We start from the raw sequence: 16,352 nt of genomic DNA, 5'->3' as shown, positions 1-16,352 counted from the left end.
GATTCGAACAGGTGGTTGACGGCATCCGGAGGCTCATGTATCGTTTGTCCCAGTGAAACAAAGGAGGGTCACCGACCATGACCACCACCCTCGAAGACCGCCACCGACAGATCTCCGACCACATCACCGCGTCCATCATCCCCCTGATGAACACCATGGACATGAGCCTGGTCGCCGCACTCACCACCACCGACAAGTCCGCCCGTACGGCCACCGCCCTGGCCTGGCGCGGACGCACCCGCGCCGATGCCGTCCGCTTCACCCGTGCCGCAGACATAGCAGAACGCATGAACGATCTGTTCACCACCGCCTCAGAACGCAAGCGACTGACCGTCGACCACCTCGACCTCATCTGGTCCCGCATCCACCGCCACCTGTCCACCGTGCCCACCGCTCTCGTCAGTGACATGCGCACCAGTCTCGACAACGCCGTCGAGCCTGCCCTGGCCGACTGGCTCGACGACCACCCCGGCACCGGCACCGTCAACCTCGCCGACCTGCGCGACCACCTCGACCTCCTCCTCACCGACGTCGCCCCCGGCCTGACCACCGCCACCGCCCGCGCCGAACGCGAATCCGCCAACCTCACGCGTCGTGGCAACGTCCTCACGCTGACCTGCGGCGACACCACCATGGCCGCCGGCATCGACAACGCCCTCACCGACCGTGCGAAGACCGTCCTCACCGATCTCCGGAGGATCAGGGACGACAATCCCGAGAGCGCACCGGAGCTGCCGACCCGCGCCGAGGTCAAGGCCCAGGTCCTCCTCGACCTGCTCGGCGACAACCCCGACAGCCTCGCCGTGACGGTCAACCTCTTCCGCACCACCACGGACGGCGTGCACGGCACCGGCACCGCCTACAGCCCGGACATCGGCTGGATCGACGTCGACAGCGCCGACCGCCTCGAGTCCGCCGCCCGCACCTCCCCCAACGGTCGCGTCCGCACCTTGCCGGACAACCCCGGCGACCTCACCGTCACCGACGCCTACAAGTTCCCCCTCCTCGTCCAGCTCGCCGCCGAGGCCCGCGACGGACACTGCCGTTTCCCCGGCTGCACCGTCCCGGCCACGCGCTGCGAGAAGGACCACATCGAGAACTCCCCACACACCGACCCCACCAGCAACGGAGCGACCAGCATCGACAACCTCGAGAACCTCTGCCCCGAACACCACCGGGCCAAGACCCTCGGCATCTGGAAAGCCGCCTCACCCGACCGGGGGCTCACCGTTCACTGGACCGGACCACACGGCGAGACGTACACCACCTACGCCAGTGGCCCCACCGCCCCGTACTTCCGCCAACACACAGAGACACAACCCGAGGAACCTGAACCGGAGGATCCTCCCCATAACGAGTAAACGTCACCACCCCGGTTTCCCGGATCTCGCGTAGAGGTGTTCGGGTCGTCCGGACTGCCCGTACTTCAGCCGCACCGTCACCACGCCCCGGCCTGCCATCGCGGCCAGGCGTCGCTGAGCAGTTGCCCGGGAGACACCGGTCAGTTCGGCGACCTCGGCGGCGGACCGCTCTTCATCACCCAGCGCATCGAGGACGAGCTGCTCCGTAGCTGAACCGCCGGCACTCGCCGGTCGGGTACTCCCGTGCATCAGTGACAACGCCTTGTCGATGTCCTGTTGGTTGAGCGCATGCGGGGTATCCACGATCCGACGGAACCGGGTGAAACGGTCCAACCGTTCAGACAGGGACTGCCTGGTGAACGGCTTGACGAGGTAGGCGTGCACCCCGGCAGCCAACGCACTGCGGACGGTCGCCGGTTCGGTGGCGGCGGACAAGACAAAAGCATCGAGTCCCGACGCCCGGACCAGATCGATGCCGTTCCCGTCGGGCAGATACACGTCCGCGAGCAGCAGGTCCGGCGGACGCTTGGCGATCAGCTCGCGCGCCTCCCCGACAGTCCGCGCGGTACCCACAACCTCGAAGCCCTTGGTCGCGCTGACGACGTCGGCGTGAATCTGTGCCACCCGGAAATCGTCGTCGACCACGAGCACCTGCAGCGTCCGGCCGGTCTTCTTCGCTGTCATTCTTCCGTTCCATCCGTGGGATCGCCACTGTCGTCGTCCGTACTCACGATGTGCGGCAACCGCACCCCGAATACCGCACCTGTGCCGCCATCGCCGCCGTCGTCGCCGCCGGGATCGATGATCCACAGCTCCCCGCCGCGACGTTTCACCAGGTCAAGGGACAGTGTCATGCCGATGCCATGGCCGTGGACGGGATCAGGGTCAGAGCCATAGTCAGACCCAGTGGCACCGCCCTCACCCACATCCCGCATTCCCGGTCCGGAGTCCGCGACGACGAAGGTCAGGCCGTCGGCGTCCTGCAGGGCGGTGACCTCCACCCACGCATCACCGCCGTCAGAGTCACCTGCCACTGCAGCAGTCACCGCATTGTCGACCAGGTTGCCGAGCACCGTCGCGACGTCCTCCACAGCGGAGACCGGGGCGATCGTACCGAGGACCAGAGTCTCTTCACCGATGCGCAGCACCACTCCCCGTTCGGCGGCCTCGGTCGACTTCGCCCCGAGGAAGGACTGCAGGAAAGGCTCTGTGAGCAGGCGCGCGTTCTCCAACGGGAAGTCCACCGGCCCGCGTTCCGTCATCTCCCCGAGGAACTCACGGGCGTCGTCGGCGCGTCCTGCATCAAGCAGTCCGGTGGCGACGTGGATCCGGTTGGCGAACTCATGACGCTGCACCCGTAGTGCACCGCCCAGTGCCTGGACCGACCCGAGGCGTCGGCTGAGGGTGAGCAGGTCGGTCCGGTCGCGCACGACGATGACGGCGCCGAGCAGTCGGCCGTCCCGCCGCACCGGGTGAGCGTCCAGATACAGCACCCGCTCACCGACGACAACCTGGTCACAGGGCTCCCCGGCGCGCAGCCGCTGCACCACATCCTGCGACAGGCCGAGGTCAGCGAGGGGCCGACCGACGGCGTCCTGCACCTGCAGCAGTGTCTGCGCCGCCGGATTGAGCACCCGGACCACCTCGTCGGTGTCGAGGGAGAGGACGCCGTCGTCAACCCCCTCCAGTACCGCGGACTGTGCGCGGACCAGTTCGGTGAGCTCCTCCGGCTGGAGTCCGAGGGTCACCCGCTCCCACCGGCGGCGCATGATCACCGAGGCGACGAGCCCGAGCACGACCGCTCCCACTGCCGCACCACCGACGGCGGTGAGCAGCCGGGGCAGGTCGTCGAAGACCTGTGCCTGCCGGAATCCCACGCTGACCTCACCGACAGGTTCCGTGGTACCCGGCGCATAGACCGGGACCTTCGCCCGGGCGGAGCGGCCGAGCGTCCCGGATTCCCAGGCGGTCACCTCCTCTCCGCGTAGCGCAGCCTCGTGGTCGGTACTGACCTGCTCGCCGATCCGGTCAGCATCCGGATGCGCCAGCCGGATGCCGTCCCGGTCAGTGACCACGACAAACAGCGCACCGGTGCGGTCGGTGGTGTCCTGCGCGAACAACTGGAGGACGCTTCCCGCCGACGGCGCGTCACCGGAGTCCACCTCTTCCCTGACCTGCGGGGAGGACGCGACACTGCGGGCGATGCCGACAGCGGAGCTCGCCGCCTCGTCCCGCAGCCGGTCGTAGGTCATCCAGGAGAACGCCCCGGCGCACACGGCCACGACGGCGACGACGGTCGCCAACTGCAGCAGCAGGACCCGGGTGGAGTATCGCATCCGGATGATTTTAGCGCCCTCACCACCGATGCGCACAATGCGCAGAAGTACCAGTGTGCGCAGAACCCCGACTAATGCGCACAACGGTCGTGCTGTGTGGCGGATCACTTTAGAGTGCCGACATTCCCCGCAACACATACTGACACACTCAAGGAGGAGCAGAGATGTCCACCACCGGCCTTCTCACACTCGCCGCCGACGCCTCAGAGGCCGGCTACGACCTGAGCCACACCCCCTCCGACGGCATCCTCGTCGCCCTCGGATTCCTCATGATCCTGACGTTCATGGCGTTGATCATGACCGGGCGGATGACCCCTATGCTGGCACTGATCCTGGTGCCCACCGTCTTCGGACTGATCGGCGGTGCCGGACTCGGCCTCGGCGACATGATCATCGACGCGGTGAAGGACATGGCACCCACTGCAGCGCTGCTGATGTTCGCCATCATGTTCTTCGGGATCATGATCGACGTCGGACTCTTCGACCCGTTGATCAGGGTCATCACCCGGCTCCTCGGCAATGACCCGGCGAAGATCGTGCTCGGAACCGCCGTGCTCGCCGGCGCCGTCTCCCTCGACGGCGACGGTTCAACCACCTACATCATCACCACCTCCGCCATGCTGCCGCTCTACCTGCGCCTCGGCATCAGCCCTGTTGTCCTGACCTGTGTCGCCGGCCTCATCAACGGCACCATGAACATCCTGCCCTGGGGTGGTCCGACGGTCCGTGCCGCCGCCGCCCTCGGCCTGGAGCCCTCCGAGGTCTTCGTGCCGATGATCCCCTCGCTCATCGCCGGCGTCGCCGTCTGTCTCGGCTTCGCCTGGATGCTGGGGCTCGCCGAGCGTAAGCGTCTCGGCGCGGTCGGCGTCCCGGCCACCGTCGGGGCCGGTGCCTCCGGTGGCGGCGATGACGCAGACTCCGACCAGACCACGATGGCTGGCACCATGCTCAACCCCGACCGCGAGACGCTGCGTCCGAAGCTGATCTGGTTCAACCTGATCCTCACCGTCGCAGTGATGGTCCTGCTCGTGATGGACATCTTCCCCCTCGCCTACGTCTTCATGGTCGGTGCGGCGATCGCCCTGGTCGTCAACTTCCCGAAGGTCAAGGACCAGGCCCACGAGATGGTCGCCCACTCCAGCTCGATCGTCGCGGTGTCCGGCATGGTCTTCGCCGCAGCCTGCCTGGTCGGCGTCCTGTCCGGTACCGGCATGGTGGACGCCATGGCCGAGTGGATCACCACGGTCATCCCGGACTCCCTCGGCGGCTACCTCGCCCCGATCACCGGTCTGCTGTCGATGCCGTTCACGTTCTTCATGTCGAACGACGCCTTCTACTTCGGTGTCCTCCCGGTGCTGTCGGAGTCTGCCGCACACTACGGCATCGAGCCGGTGCAGATGGCCCAGGCCTCCATCACCGGTCAGCCGGTCCACATGCAGTCCCCCCTGGTCCCGGCCATCCTCCTGCTCGTCTCCCTGGCCAATGTCGGCCTGGGTGCCCACCACCGCAAGGTGCTGTGGCGGGCCGTCGTGGTTTCCCTGGTGATGCTCGCCGTCGGCATCCTGTTCGGTGTCATCCCCTTCCACGTGGGATAGGCCGGGACGCGGTGTCGCGGCCGGTGGATGTGGAACGCAGCAGCTCCCTGATCTGTTCCACCACCTCCGTGGGGAGCTCCGTGGGAAGCCCCGTGGACGGTTCCGTGACCGGCACGGCGTCCCCGTCGTAGGCCTGCTCGGCGTGCTCGGCAGAGTCGATGCCGATGCTCTCGTCCTTGGCGGTGATGCGGATCGGGCTGACCTTGTCCATCAGCCAGGCGATCGCGTAGGTCGCACAGAACGAGAATCCGACGGTGACCACGATGGCGACGAGTTCGCGCCACACCAGGTCCCAGCCGCCGCCGTGGAAGATGCCGGTGTGGTGGGCGGGGGCGTCCGGTGAACCGACGAACACCACGAGCATCGCGGCCGCCATACCGGCGACACCGTGGACGGCGAAGACGTCCGCCGAATCATCGATCCCGAACCTGTGCGCCAGCCGGACGGCACCGAACGCGGCGGCGGCGCCGACAACGCCGACGAGAATCGCGAAGACCGGGTCCACCGCGTCCGCCGTCGGGGTGATCGCCACCAGTCCGGCGATCGCACCGGTGCCCAGACCCATCAGCGTGTAGGAACCGTCGACGATGCGCTGCATGACGATGTAGCCGATCATGCCGCCGGCCAGAGCGAGCAGCGTGGTCATCACGGTGTACTCGGCGACGAAGTTGGCCCCGCCGGCCGAACCGCCGTTGAAGCCCATCCAGCCCATAGCGAGCATGCCTACACCGATGAGTGTCAGCGGCAGGTTGTGGGGACGCTGGTCGTGCTCGGCGCGGCGTCCGAGGAAGATCGCCAGTGCCAGGCCTGCGGCACCGGCGTTCATGTGCACCGGGGTACCGCCGGCGTAGTCGTGGACCTCGAGGACGGTGCGGAACCAGCCGTCGTCGGCGAAGGCCCAGTGGGCGACCGGGGCGTAGACCACGAGCACCCAGATCACCGCGAAGCCCATCCAGGCGTCGAACTTCATGCGCCCGGCCGCGCCGGAGGAGACCAGGGCCACCGAGATCGCCGCGAACAGGGTGTAGAAGGCCGTGGTGACCGTTGTCCCCGCTCCGTCGTCGCTGGTCAGCGTGCTGAAGAAGGAGAAGCTGGCCGGATCGCCGATGATCCCCACCCCACCGGCGGATTCACCCAGGACCAGCCCGTGCCCGACAAGGACGTAGATGATGACGGTGACCGCCAGTGAGGTCATCACCATCATCATCATGTTGAGGACGCTGCGCCCGTTGAGCATTCCTCCGTAGAGCATCGCCAGCCCCGGGAACATCAGGAGCATCAGGGCGAAAGCGGTACACATCCACGCAATGTCAGCTGCACTCATGGAGTTAAACAGTAGGAAACACGCGTTTCGGGAAGGTCTGCCGCAGATTACCCGGAGGTTACGGCGGTCATCTCACCGTGTAGTCGGTACCGGTGCTGATCTCCCGGTCGGCGGCATCGCTGTCGGCCTCGTTGTCGTAGGCGACCTCGTCGTGGACGGCGGCGTCGATACCGATGCTCTCGTCCTTGGCGGTGATACGGATCGGGTGGACCTTGTTCATCAGCCAGGCGATGGCGTAGGTGGCGCAGAAGCTGTAGCCGACGGTGACGATGATGGCCACCGGTTCACGCCAGAGCATGTCGAGATCGCCGCCGAAGAAGATACCGGCGTGCTCGGCCGGAGTGTCCGGGTCGCCGACGAAGACGACGAACATCGCGCCGACCATACCGGCGACACCGTGGACGGCGAAGACGTCGGCCGAATCGTCGATGCCGAACTTCCGGGCCAGCACGATCGCACCGTAGGCACCGGCGGAACCGAGCACACCGACGATGACCGCACAGACCGGGTTGAGGGCGTCCGCGCTGGGGGTGATCGCGACCAGACCGGCGATCGCACCGGTGCCCAGCCCCATGAGGGTGTACGCGCCCTCGAAGATGCGCTGCATGATGATGAATCCGAGCATGCCGCCGGCCAGGGCCAGGATGGAGGTCATGACCACGTACTGGGCGAGGAAGTCCGCGGCACCGGCGGTACCACCGTTGAAGCCGAGCCAGCCCATGGCCAGCATGCCGACACCGATGAGCATGATCGGGAGGTTGTGCGGCTTCTCCCTCTTCTCCATGTTGCGGCGTCCGAGGAAGATGGCCAGCGCCAGTCCCGCCGCACCGGCGTTCATGTGGACCGCGGTACCACCGGCGTAGTCGTGCAGGCCGAGATCGGCGAGCATCCAGCCGTCCGGGTTGAAGACCCAGTGGGCGACGGGACCGTAGACCACGATGGCCCAGATCGCGGCGAAGCCCATCCAGGCGTCGAACTTCATGCGCCCGGCGGCACCGGAGGACACCAGGGCGACGGAGATCGCGGCGAAGAGGATGAAGAAGGCCGCGGAGATCGTTGTCCCCTCCCCGTCGTCGGCGACGAGGTCACTGTAGAAGGAGAAGTCCAGCGGGTTACCGATCAGTCCGCCCTGGGACTCGCCCATCACCAGTCCGTGGCCGATGATGACGTAGACGACGGTGGTGACCGCCAGTGAACTCATCACCATCATCATCATGTTGATGACGCTCCGGCCGGACAGCATGCCGCCGTAGAGCATGGCGAGGCCGGGGAACATCAGCAGGACCAGCGCGGTGGCGGTCAGGATCCATGCGACGGAAGCAGCATCCATTGTCAGCTCCTTGTAGTTTCTCTGTAGTTTCGGTGAAACGGTCGGTTATCAAGGTAAAAGGCGTTCATTTCCGGTCCGTACGACCGGTGTTTCCCGTGGGTGACAGGAGTTAAATATCAGTTACCGGATTCAGTCGCCTACGGCAGGACGCGAGGACGCGTCCACTCCCCCGTGGGTCTCCAGCCACTCGACCGCCGGCCAGCGCGTACGGTCGACGCCCTTGTACCCGGCCATGTCCTCGGGCAGTTCGGCGAGCACGTCGCGCACCCGCAGCGCCCACTCCGGGATCTCGGCGATCGCACTCAGTGGCTCCAGATAAGTACGGATGAGGAACATCACCGCGCCCGACCACTGCAGCCGGATGAGATGCTGGACCTCGACGCGCAGGAAGACCCGGTCACCGACCTCGGCAAGCGGACCGTTGACGACACTGAGCCGGTCAGGTCCCCACTCCGGGTAGGACTCGGTGCCGGTGTCCAGTCGACCGTCGACGGTCAACGTCCAGTTGGTACGCCGGAACCGCTGGCCGGGCTGCAGGCCCATGATGAACGTCTGGGCGCGGTCGACAATCCCGGCCTCGTGCACCCTCGGCACCGGGCCGTGGATCTCCGCGAAACTCATCCCGGCGTCGAAGGCCGGTGACCAGTCCGCGGCGAAGGTGACGACCATCGAGTCACCCCAGAGCATGCCGTCACGCTCGGCGAGCAGGACGATGTCCTCCTGCACCTGGCGTCCGGCGAACTCCAGCGGGGCGCACGGCAGGGTCGAGGTGTCGCCGACGGTGAAGTCCTGCTCCACCGGCGGGTCGGACAACCGGTTCGACCAGTGCCTCTCATCGCCGGTGCCCGAGAGGGTGAAATGGTGCGGGTAGACGGACGAGAGTTCATTGAGAACGGCGAGCAGGGCGTCCCACTCGGCGGAGATCATCCGCGGCAGTGCCGCATAGCGCTGTGGGTCGACGGTGAGCACGCGGTCCTTCTCCCGCAGCTCGGCGGCGTAGTGACGGTCGATGTCGATCACCGTCTCACCCCACTGACCTGCGGCGGAATGGCGCGGCTGTCCGGCCGGTTCGACATTGGCGCTGTAACGGTAGGTCTCGTGCGGGAAGGGGAAGGGGAAACCGGCCAGCGAGGACAGGGCGTCCCCGCGGGACGTCGGCAGCGGCTGACGGTAGACACCGTCGGTGATGGTCATGGCAGTGCAACCTCCAGGGTCTCGCCCCCACATCGGGAGACGCACGGCAGCCAGGAGGTACCGGCAGCGCGCTCGTCGTCGGTGAGGACCATGTCACGGTGGACGGGGACGCCGGCGGTGACGGAGAGGCGGCATTCGCCGCACACCCCCTGCCGGCACATGTTGGGGACGCGGTAGCCGGCGTCCTCCAGTGCACTCAGTGCGCTGACACCGGCCGGGACGCTGATGCTGCGGCCCGACGCCGCGTCGATGACGTCGAAGGGTTCGCCGGCGTCGAGTTCCGGGGCGGCGAAGGCCTCGAAGTGCACCCGGGACGCCGGCCACCGGTACCCGGCGGCGCGGGCCCGGAAGGTCTCGATCATGGGGCCTGGGCCGCAGATGTAGGCGTGGGTGCCGATCGGACTGGAGGACAGGACGCGGTCGAAGGAGGCCTGTGTCTCCTCCGTCGCGCCGACCTCGGTGAAGGTGCAGCCGGTCCGGTCGCACAGGTCACGGAGTTCCTCGGCGTGCGCTGCGGCGTCAGGGCGGTGGGAGTAGATGACGTCGACGGGACGTCCCCACCGCGCGGCGTCGCGGGCATGCGACAGGATCGGGGTCACGCCGATGCCACCGGCCACGAGGACCTCACGGGTGGCGGTGTTCACCCGTCGGAACAGACTGCGCGGACGGGTCACGGTGACCCGCTCACCGACCTCGAGCCGGTGGACCCACCGCGAACCGCCGGCGCCCGCGGGATCACGACGGACCGAGATCTCGTAGGTGGTGGGACCGGCGCCGTCGTTGGTCAGGGAGTAGGCGTTGGCACCGGTGGTGCCGTCCTCGCCGGTCCAGTGGACGGTGATGTGACTGCCGGCGTCGAAGGGCGGGAGCTTCCCACCGGTGACGAGGACGACGTGGCGGATGTCCGCGGTGACCGGTTCGACGGCGGCGACGGTCATCGAGAGGGTCATGACTCCTCCTCAGGTGTGAAGGCGAGGTAGCTGGCGGTACGGCGGGAGAAGTGGTGGTAGACGACGAGGCTGCGACCACATCCGGGGCAGTCCACGGGGTCGCCGACGGCGACGGGGTGCACCGAGACCGTGTGGCAGTGGCAGCAGTTCACCCGGCGCAGGTCCGGGTCCGTGAACGGGCTTCCCGGGGTGGTGCAGGTGAGGGTGAGTTCGGCATCGTCGAAACCCAGCTCCCGCAGCAGGGCGGCGGCCCGGAACAGTTCCTTCTCCGGGCCGGTGAGATGCACCCTGTCCCCGACAACGGCTGTCGCACACAGCTCCCGGAGCTCCGCCTCGGTGGTGGTGAAGTCCCCGGCGGGGATCTCCACCTCGTGGTCGCGGTAGCGGGCGTCGGTGGGACGCCCGGGTGTTCCGGACACAGCGGAACCGGTACCTGCGGTGAACCGCGGGACGGTCGTCGTCGACATCTGGACGGGCACGGTGGGACCCTCCTATTCCGGCAGGTCTTCGCAGCGGGCGTAGAATGCCAGGGCGAAAGGGTCCTCGGTGGAGAACAGGATGCGGGAACCCCGGGGGAAGAAGATGGCGTCGGTCGGACCGGCGTACTCGACCTGGCCGGTGTCCACGTTCTCCAGGCGGAAGGTGCCCTGCAGGACGACCTTCATCTCGTTGTAGGTGTAGAGATAGTCCAGCGGGGCATCGGTGTGGTTCAGCTTGAAGTAGCCGGACCACAGCGAGGATTCGGACGGGTCGCGGTAGACGTCGTCGATGAAGCCCTCGGTGCCGGGGTACTCCTCGACGGGCATCTGGGGCAGGGTCTCATGGAAGCCCTTGGTGACGAGGAACGGGTCGACGGTGGTGACGGTGGGTTCAGACACTGGATCTCTCCTTGGTGGATTGGGTTGAACACTGAGAAACTTATGGCGCTTCTTTTGCCCGGCGGTCTCAGGTCAGTTTCCGGTTGGTAAACGTTGAATCAGTTCCTGCAACTGTCGGCCGTGGCGCGCAGCCACGCCATCGCCTCGTCCCGCCAGTCCACGAAACCCTTGTAGGTCGCGATATCCGCCGGCAGTTCCTCGACGATGTCGGCGAGCTGCTCCGCCCACTCCGGCACCGTCGCGATCTCCGCGAGCGAGAGCATGCAGGTGCGGATACTGAACAGGTGCGCGCCGGTGACGGGCAGGCGGACGAAGTGCTCGAGTTCGATACGCAGCTGGATGCGTCCCCAGTCCTTGTCCGCCACGATCCGGGCCGGTTCCCAGCCCCAGCGGTCGTAGGTCTCCAGGGACGCGTCCATCCGCTTCGAACCGATCCCGGAGAAGGTCCAGTTGACCCGGCGGAACGTCTGCTCACCGGTCATCATCATCATGAACTTCTCCGCGCGCGAGGTGATCCCCTCGCCGGTGAACCGTGGGATCGGCCCGTGGATTTCGGCGAAGCTCATGCCGACGTCGAACTTCACCGACCAGTCGTTGGCGAAGGTCACCAGCCCGGCGTCGAGGAAGATCTGCCCCTCCCGTTCGGTGGCGAGCAGCAGGTCCTCGGGTACCTGACGTCCGATGAACAGCAGCGGGTTCTCACCGAGGGAGGTCCCGTCGCCGACGCAGAAGGTGCGGTCGATGTCGAGCAGGTCGTTACGCCAGCGGTACTCTCCCGCCCCGGTCCCCTCGCCGGTCCGGTCGAGGTGCATGACGTCCGGATGGTCGGCGGCGAGCTGCGTCATCAGCCAGAGCATGACGTCCCAGCACGCCGGACCCATGTGGTCGGCGACGGCGAGCCGGCCGGGGTCCGCGCGCAGCACGTTCTCCCTCGCGGCGATCAGGTCGGGGTAGTCCTCGTCGATGGCGACGATGTGGCGTCCCCACTCGCCGGCGGCGGTGGATTGCGGGAGCCGCGCCTCGCCGACGTTGACGGAGTAGCGGAAGGTGCGTTCACCGTCGCTGAAAGGCCAGGGGAAGGCGGCGAGTCGGTCGGCCGGTTGAGTGGTCACGGCAGGGTTACCTCCAGGATTCCGGTCCCGGTTCCCCGGGAGACACAGGTGAGAATGCAGTCGCCGGCCTCGCGCTCGGCGTCATCGAGGACATGGTCGCGATGGTCGAGGTCATCTACGGCTGCGACGACCTCCAGGCGGCACTGCCCGCACACGCCCTGGCGACACAGGTACGGCGCGGGACGCCCTTCGTCGAGAAGAGCGTCGAGCAGGCTGACACCGGGCTCCACCCGGCGTGTCCGCCCGTCCGGGTCCCCGGCGACGCGGTACTCGAAGGCACTGCCGGGCGGCAGGTCGGCGACGCCGAAGTGCTCCCAGTGCAGCCGTTCGTCCGGCCAGCCCTGGCTCGCGGCGACGCTGCGGTAGAGCTCGATCATGCCCTCGGGTCCGCAGGCGTAGGCGCGGGTGCCCAACGGCTGGCGTTGGAAACGGTCGGTGAGCACGGCGGTGAGCTCGTCGCGGTGGCTGACCTCGGTGAATCGACCTCCGCCGGTGGCGGTGAGCCCGCGGAGTTCCGCGGCGAAGGCGTCCTCCGGGGCGGAGTGGCTGTAGACGACCTCCAGGTCCCAGCCGTGGAAGACGGCGGCGCGGGCGTAGGCGACGATCGGGGTGACGCCGATGCCGCCGGCGACGAGGAAGACCCTGCGGCCGCTGAGGTCGGGGGCGAAGGCGTTCTCCGGGCCGCGGACCTCGACCTCGCTGCCGACGGCGAGATTCCCGTGGATCCAGCGCGACCCGCCACCCTGGTCGAGGACGCCGACGCAGTACTCCGACGGGGCGACCCCCAGGCCGGTCAGGGAGTAGGAGTTCCACTTCCCACCGGCGTTGAGCTGCAGGTTCGCACCCGGGGAATAGCCGGGGAGGACGCCGCCGTCCGGTGCGGCGAGATGGAGGACGCGGACCCGGTCAGTGGGCCGTTCCACGGCGGTGACGACGAGCGTGGCGACGCGGGAGGTGGGGAGGCCGGCAGTCATGTCAGTGCCCCTGCCGTCGCGTCGGACCCCAGGTAGCGGGCCCGTGAACTGTTGACGTGCGGGTGGATGTCGAGCAGGCGTCCACAGCCGGCACAGCGGACCGTGGTGCCGGGGGACGACGCCGGTGAGAGGGTTTCCGCCTCACAGTGGGCGCAGAAGACGATGAGTGGGACGGCGTCCCCGGAGATGCCCGGGGCGGTGGCGACGGCCCGGATCTCGGAGCGCAGCATCCCGGCCTCCAGTGCGGTGGCGGTGACGGTGAGGACCTGCCATTCGGTGCCGGTGACCAGCAGACGCAGGCCGACGGTGGCGGTATCGAGCATGCGGTGCAGCTGGGGTAGTCCGGTGAGGCCGCGGTCGGTGCCGGGACGCAGCAGTGTCGGGGCGGTGACCCGCGGGGCGCGGACACGGACCTGGAGTGGTTCGATGCCGCGGGCGCGGAGTTCACGGAGCCAGTGGTCTCCGGCCCCGGCGTCCCCGTCGCAACGGACGAGCATCTGCTCACTGGAGGTGTCGTCGACGGGTGGTGGTGTATCGGACCAGCGGGGCAGGCTGGTGGCCGGCGGTGCGGGGGCGGTGTCTGTGGTGGTCGCTGTCATGAGTTCATTGTCATGACCTGCCGTTTCATAACGTGAGCCGCCCGGTTAAAGGACGGTGACGTCCCCGGGCGGCTCGCGAAACACCGTGGCAACCTACACCGGCAACTTACGCTGGCAACCTACGCCAGTTCGGGCTTCTCCCACAGGTTGAGCACCTGTCCGATGTTCTTCTCCTCGGCAGTGGCGTAGAGGTCGGTCGCCCAGGCGACGTCCTCGACCGGCATGCCGCCGACGGAGTAGATCGTCACCGTCTCAGGGTCCCAGCCCGGGGCCTTGCCCTCGGCGACATCGGCGACGACCTCGATCTTGGACTTGTCGAGCTTGCCTTCGCGGGCCAGGTCGTACCACTTGGTGCCCGGGATACCGAGCAGGACGAAGGCCTGGTCGCCGTACTCCTCCTCCCAGGCCTCGTAGAGACCGTAGGCGTCGAGCACCAGGCGGGCATTACCGGAGAGGAACTCATCGTCGAAGCGGGCGGCGGCCGGGGCGGCGACGAGGCAGCCCGGCTTCAGCCACTCCTCCTTGAAGTAGGGGAAGGCGGACGGGCCGGCCGCATCGGTGGTGGTGGACGCCATGACGATGTCCGCGCCCTTCACGGCCTCCTCAATGGAGTCGCAGCCCTCGACCGTCACGGACGGGTACTTCTCGTTGATGTAGGCGGCGAAACCGTCGATACCGCGCTGGGAACGACCCTTGACCTTGATGGTCTCGATGCCGGGACGCAGCGCCATGATGGCGTCCGTGTTGGTCTTGGCCATGACGCCCGGGCCGACGACGGCGAGGACCTTCGAGTCCGGGTTGGACAGGTACTTCACGCCGACACCCGGGACCGCGCCGGTGCGCACGGCGGAGAGGACATTGGCACTCATGATCGCCTTCGGGGCACCGGTGACGGTGTCGTTGAGGACGAAGACGTGGATGGAACGGGGCAGTCCGTCCTTCTTGTTCTCGGCGTTGGAGCCGTACCACTTCACACCGGTGTTGTTGAAGCGGCCGCCGAGGTAGGCCGGCATCGCCATGAAGCGGCGGTCCGGACCGTCGGCGGGCATGCCCTCGAACCCGGGCTTCTCCGGGAAGGAGATCATCGCACCGTGGGAATTGTGGTTGAGACCGGCCATCATGTAGTCGCCCTTGTTGAGCAGGATGAGGGTCTCCTCCATGACGTCGACGCAGCGGGCGATGTCGGTGACGCCGGCCTCGATCATGTCGGGCTCACTGAGGTAGCGGAAGTTGATGGCGGTGCCGTCGATGGTCATTCGGGGGTTCTCCTTGTTTGGTTCCCTGTGGTTTCTAACGTTGAACACTAGGAAACTTACGGAGGGCCTTTTTCCGGACCGTCAACGAGTTGTTTCGGACCCGTTAATCATCTCCGGCGAGTACCGCCAACGACCGGACGAGCGCGCGCAGACCGGCGATGACATCGGCGTCCGCGGCGTCCTCCAGCGGAGAATGGGAGATGCCGTGCGGCGAGCGGACGAAGAGCATCGAGGTGGGCATGACCGGGGCGAGAATGCCGGAGTCATGCCCGGCCTGGGTCGGCACCTCCGGCAGATACTCCCCCGCTTCGGCGGCGAGCTTGCCGTGCAGGTCGCGCAGGTCCTCATCGAACTCCACGACCGGGGCGTGCGAGACCTGCTCCACTGTCACCGCCACGCCATGGTCCTGACCCGCTTCGCGGGCGGCGACGGCGATCCGGTCGACCATCTCGGTGAGCACGTCATCGGTCGCGGCGCGCGCATCCAGCAGTGCGACCACCCGTGCCGGGATGACATTCGGCCCGCCGGGTTCGACATGGAAGCGTCCGAAGGTGGCGCGGGCATCCAGCTCCTCGGCGACCGCGCGGGCGGCGAGCACGGTGGACGCGAAGGGCAGGGCGGCGTCCTTCCGGTCGACCAGACGCGCGGTACCGGCATGGTCGGCGACACCGACGAAGGTGAAGGACCACCGGCCGTGCGGCCAGATCGCCGAGGCCACACCGACCGGCGCCTCCAGCCCGACGAGCTGCTTACCCTGCTCGATGTGCACCTCGACCTGGACCCCGGAGCGGGTGATCTCGGCGTCGTCCCGACCGATGAGGCCCGGGTCCGCCCCGGCGGCACGCATAGCCGCGGCGAGGCTGACCCCGTCGCCGTCGGTGAGCGCACGGGCCGCGTCCGGATCCAGCGCACCGGACATGAGCTTGGAGCCGAGGCAGGCCACACCGAAACGTGTCCCCTCCTCGTCCATGTAGTCGACGACACCGACCGGCCGGGCGCGGGTGAACTCCCCACGCTCCTCGGCGGCGGCGAGGGCGTCGACGGCGAGGAAACCGAGCAGGACGCCGAGCGGACCGTCCCACTTCCCGCCGTCGGCGACCGAGTCGAGGTGCGATCCGGTGACGACCCCGGCCTGTCCGTCGGCAGGACGCCCACCCCACCAGGCACGGATATTGCCGTTGGCGTCGGTGTGCACCTCCATCCCCCGGGCGGACGCCTGGGCGGTGAACCACCCGCGCAGGGCGGCGTCCTCCGCGGTCCAGGAGTAGCGGCGGGTGCCGGTCGGGTGGACGCCGATCCGGTCGAGGTCGTCCCACATGGCACGGAAGGTGGTCAGGGCAGTTTCAGGCACATCAGTTAGCATGCGTTCTTCCTGTCGTTACATTCCGGAAACACAGTTCGTGTTTCATCTCAGTTGTCACGGATTCACGCCAAGAATCTTGG

At 67.5% G+C, this 16,352-nt stretch carries 15 protein-coding genes; 2 read left to right on the top strand and 13 right to left on the bottom strand.

Annotated elements, in window-relative coordinates; genetic code table 11:
• The first annotated feature begins 77 nt into the window (after positions 1 to 77).
• Positions 78 to 1,361, top strand: a complete 1,284-nt coding sequence (locus ACZ9GM_RS02815; RefSeq protein ID WP_291474939.1) for an HNH endonuclease signature motif containing protein — start codon at positions 78 to 80, stop codon at positions 1,359 to 1,361.
• A gap of 3 nt (positions 1,362 to 1,364) precedes the next feature.
• Here the strand turns inward: ACZ9GM_RS02815 and ACZ9GM_RS02810 are convergent, their stop codons facing one another.
• Both ACZ9GM_RS02810 and ACZ9GM_RS02805 read right to left on the bottom strand, forming a co-directional pair.
• A complete protein-coding gene (locus ACZ9GM_RS02810) occupies positions 1,365 to 2,045 on the bottom strand; it encodes a response regulator (protein WP_476037246.1) in 681 nt (226 codons plus the stop codon).
• Positions 2,042 to 3,697, bottom strand: coding sequence for a sensor histidine kinase (locus ACZ9GM_RS02805; protein WP_291474942.1), 1,656 nt, complete (start codon positions 3,695 to 3,697; stop codon positions 2,042 to 2,044). Before ACZ9GM_RS02805 ends, ACZ9GM_RS02810 begins: the two co-directional genes overlap by 4 nt.
• Positions 3,698 to 3,861: 164 nt before the next feature.
• On the opposite strand from ACZ9GM_RS02805, the gene ACZ9GM_RS02800 reads away from it, so the two are divergent.
• Entirely contained in the window at positions 3,862 to 5,292 is a 1,431-nt protein-coding gene (locus tag ACZ9GM_RS02800; RefSeq protein ID WP_291474944.1) for a CitMHS family transporter, read from the top strand.
• On the opposite strand, the gene ACZ9GM_RS02795 is transcribed toward ACZ9GM_RS02800, so the two are convergent.
• From ACZ9GM_RS02795 to ACZ9GM_RS02745, 11 genes are all read right to left on the bottom strand, one after another.
• Entirely contained in the window at positions 5,270 to 6,616 is a 1,347-nt protein-coding gene (locus ACZ9GM_RS02795; protein WP_291474945.1) for an ammonium transporter, read from the bottom strand. The genes ACZ9GM_RS02800 and ACZ9GM_RS02795 overlap by 23 nt on opposite strands.
• Positions 6,617 to 6,683: 67 nt before the next feature.
• The gene (locus tag ACZ9GM_RS02790; RefSeq protein ID WP_291474947.1) at positions 6,684 to 7,946 is read right to left on the bottom strand and encodes an ammonium transporter; all 1,263 of its coding nucleotides are present in this window, start codon (positions 7,944 to 7,946) and stop codon (positions 6,684 to 6,686) included.
• A 129-nt stretch (positions 7,947 to 8,075) separates the two neighbouring features.
• Positions 8,076 to 9,140, bottom strand: a complete 1,065-nt coding sequence (locus ACZ9GM_RS02785) for a heme-dependent oxidative N-demethylase family protein (protein ID WP_476037245.1) — start codon at positions 9,138 to 9,140, stop codon at positions 8,076 to 8,078.
• Positions 9,137 to 10,090, bottom strand: a complete 954-nt coding sequence (locus ACZ9GM_RS02780) for a PDR/VanB family oxidoreductase (protein ID WP_291474951.1) — start codon at positions 10,088 to 10,090, stop codon at positions 9,137 to 9,139. Before ACZ9GM_RS02780 ends, ACZ9GM_RS02785 begins: the two co-directional genes overlap by 4 nt.
• Entirely contained in the window at positions 10,087 to 10,569 is a 483-nt protein-coding gene (locus tag ACZ9GM_RS02775; RefSeq protein WP_291474952.1) for a dimethylamine monooxygenase subunit DmmA family protein, read from the bottom strand. The genes ACZ9GM_RS02780 and ACZ9GM_RS02775 overlap by 4 nt, the downstream gene beginning before the upstream one ends.
• A 12-nt stretch (positions 10,570 to 10,581) precedes the next feature.
• Complete coding sequence (locus ACZ9GM_RS02770; protein ID WP_476037244.1) at positions 10,582 to 10,968, bottom strand: cupin domain-containing protein; 387 nt, start codon at positions 10,966 to 10,968, stop codon at positions 10,582 to 10,584.
• Positions 10,969 to 11,066: 98 nt separating this feature from the next.
• On the bottom strand, positions 11,067 to 12,080 hold the full coding sequence (locus ACZ9GM_RS02765; protein WP_291474954.1) for a heme-dependent oxidative N-demethylase family protein: 1,014 nt from the start codon (positions 12,078 to 12,080) through the stop codon (positions 11,067 to 11,069).
• Positions 12,077 to 13,054 (bottom strand): PDR/VanB family oxidoreductase, encoded by a 978-nt coding sequence (locus tag ACZ9GM_RS02760; RefSeq protein ID WP_291474956.1) that lies wholly within the window; start codon positions 13,052 to 13,054, stop codon positions 12,077 to 12,079. Before ACZ9GM_RS02760 ends, ACZ9GM_RS02765 begins: the two co-directional genes overlap by 4 nt.
• Positions 13,051 to 13,653 (bottom strand): dimethylamine monooxygenase subunit DmmA family protein, encoded by a 603-nt coding sequence (locus ACZ9GM_RS02755; RefSeq protein WP_291474958.1) that lies wholly within the window; start codon positions 13,651 to 13,653, stop codon positions 13,051 to 13,053. The genes ACZ9GM_RS02760 and ACZ9GM_RS02755 overlap by 4 nt, the downstream gene beginning before the upstream one ends.
• Positions 13,654 to 13,772: 119 nt before the next feature.
• Positions 13,773 to 14,909 (bottom strand): tyramine oxidase subunit B, encoded by a 1,137-nt coding sequence (locus ACZ9GM_RS02750; RefSeq protein WP_291474960.1) that lies wholly within the window; start codon positions 14,907 to 14,909, stop codon positions 13,773 to 13,775.
• A gap of 103 nt (positions 14,910 to 15,012) precedes the next feature.
• Complete coding sequence (locus tag ACZ9GM_RS02745; protein WP_291474961.1) at positions 15,013 to 16,260, bottom strand: allantoate amidohydrolase; 1,248 nt, start codon at positions 16,258 to 16,260, stop codon at positions 15,013 to 15,015.
• Positions 16,261 to 16,352: the final 92 nt, after the last annotated feature.

The sequence above is a fragment of the Corynebacterium sp. UD i78 genome, assembly GCF_056280545.1.
The sequence above is the reverse complement of the archived record's forward strand: the minus strand, read 5'-3'. Positions and strand labels throughout refer to the sequence as shown.